Annotated in this window: 2 protein-coding genes; both read right to left on the bottom strand. The window is 53.0% G+C overall.

Annotated elements, in window-relative coordinates:
* Positions 1 to 6: 6 nt before the first annotated feature.
* Entirely contained in the window at positions 7 to 864 is an 858-nt protein-coding gene (locus tag GPK89_RS10800) for an ATP-binding protein (protein ID WP_005921274.1), read from the bottom strand.
* The gene (locus tag GPK89_RS10795; RefSeq protein WP_005921277.1) at positions 861 to 1,610 is read right to left on the bottom strand and encodes a phage replisome organizer N-terminal domain-containing protein; all 750 of its coding nucleotides are present in this window, start codon (positions 1,608 to 1,610) and stop codon (positions 861 to 863) included. Before GPK89_RS10795 ends, GPK89_RS10800 begins: the two co-directional genes overlap by 4 nt.
* Positions 1,611 to 1,677 lie beyond the last annotated feature (67 nt).

Raw genomic sequence — 1,677 nt, 5'->3', positions numbered from 1 at the left:
TTTCTGTCATAGGCTCTCCTTTCGCTGCTTCATCAGTTGCTTTAAGCGTTCCAGCTTTTCCTGTGCGGTTTCCTTTCGGAAGTTGCTGCCCGTGAAGCGGACGGGGGCGCACATGGAAGTCAGCCTGTCATAGATACGGGCGTGGGGCGTGTCCTGCGGGTGCTGCAATTCCTCCAGCGTGAGGTTGGTCGTGGCGATCAGCGGCTTGCCGCTTCGGTAACGGCTGTCAATCACGCTGTAAACCTGTTCCAGCCCGTATTCTGTCCCTCGCTCCATACCGAAATCATCAAGTATCAGCAGGGGGTAGCTGCAAAGGCGGGAAATATACTCATTCCTGCCCTCAAAGCTGGCGGCAAGGTCATTGAGTATTGTTGCAAAGTTTGTCATGCAGACGGCAACCTCTTTTTCCATAAGGGCGTTGGCGATACAGGCGGCAAGGTAGCTTTTTCCTGTCCCCACGCCGCCCCAGAACAGGTAGCCGATATTTTCAGCCTGCATGGTTTCCCAGCTCTCCACATAAAAACGGGCGGTTGCGGTCTGCGGGTTTCTGCCGTTGTCATGCTCAAATGTCCAGTTCCGCATAGCAGGGTCGGTAAAGCCCCGGCGTTTCAAGTCCTCCACTGTTTCAAGGTGCTTCTGTCGGCTTTCAGCGGCTTCCCGTTTTTCACGCGCTGCCCGCTGGCAGTCGCACTCTGACGGGTGTCGGTCATGCCCTAACCATTGGGCGGTTTCTTTTGAAAAATAGGCTTCTTTGGGCGTATGGCACTTGCCGCAGTATAAAAGCCCGTCCTCGCCTGTGTAGTCCTCCGCTTCGGCGGTAGTGGCTGTAATGTCCGTAATCATAGCTTCAATCCCGTTTCTCATAAGCTCTCGCCCTCCTTGCATGAATAATCGGGTATGCCCTGTTTCGGGGCAGCCTTGCCTTTGGCAGCGTCCTCCTGCGCCCACTTGTAAATGGTGGCTGCATGGCTGTGGTACTGCTTCCCGGTGGAAGCGATATGGCAGGAAAGCCGGTCAATATAATACTCCCACTTGTCGGGCAGCTCTGTTTTCAGCCCGGAAAGCTCTGTATCGGTCAGTATCACATTGTTGTATCTGCCATAAGCGGCGGGGGTGGGGTGTCCCGTTTCTCCCTCTCTCTCTTTTTCTATCTCTATCTCTTTCTCTAACTCTATCTCTATCTCTGGTGGACGAATGTCGGACAAATGTCCGCCTTTTGTCCGGGGCGGTAAAAGTGCTTTGTTTTCCAGCCTTGCAGCCCGTTTTCGCTCGGCTTCGGTAGAGGACTGTCCTATCATCAGCTCAATGTCGGTCATATAGAAAGCCCCGCTGTCAAGCTGCTCCACAAGCCCCAACTGCCGGAAAATCTCTAAAGCCCTCTCAACCGTCCCTATCTGGTGGCGGGTCAGTGTCGCTATCATCTGCGCTGTGTAGGGGATATGCTCGTCAAGCTGCAACTTCCCGCCGTTTTTCAGCGATTTTAAGTACAGCTTCAAGAGGATATTGGAATATAAAATTCCGTCTTTCATATCTTCCAGCAGCACAATGGAGTCGCTGTCAAAAAAGTTCTCTTTCAGCTTGAGGTAGTAATACTTGCGGTTATCTGCCATTGTCCCTGTCCTCCTTTTTCCGGCGTTTGGAGTAGTAGCGGGGGCAGAGTATGATAACCGCCCGGAA

The organism is Gemmiger formicilis, assembly GCF_018784445.1.
In the GTDB taxonomy this organism is placed as follows: Bacteria; Bacillota; Clostridia; order Oscillospirales; family Ruminococcaceae; genus Gemmiger.
The sequence above is the reverse complement of the archived record's forward strand: the minus strand, read 5'-3'. Positions and strand labels throughout refer to the sequence as shown.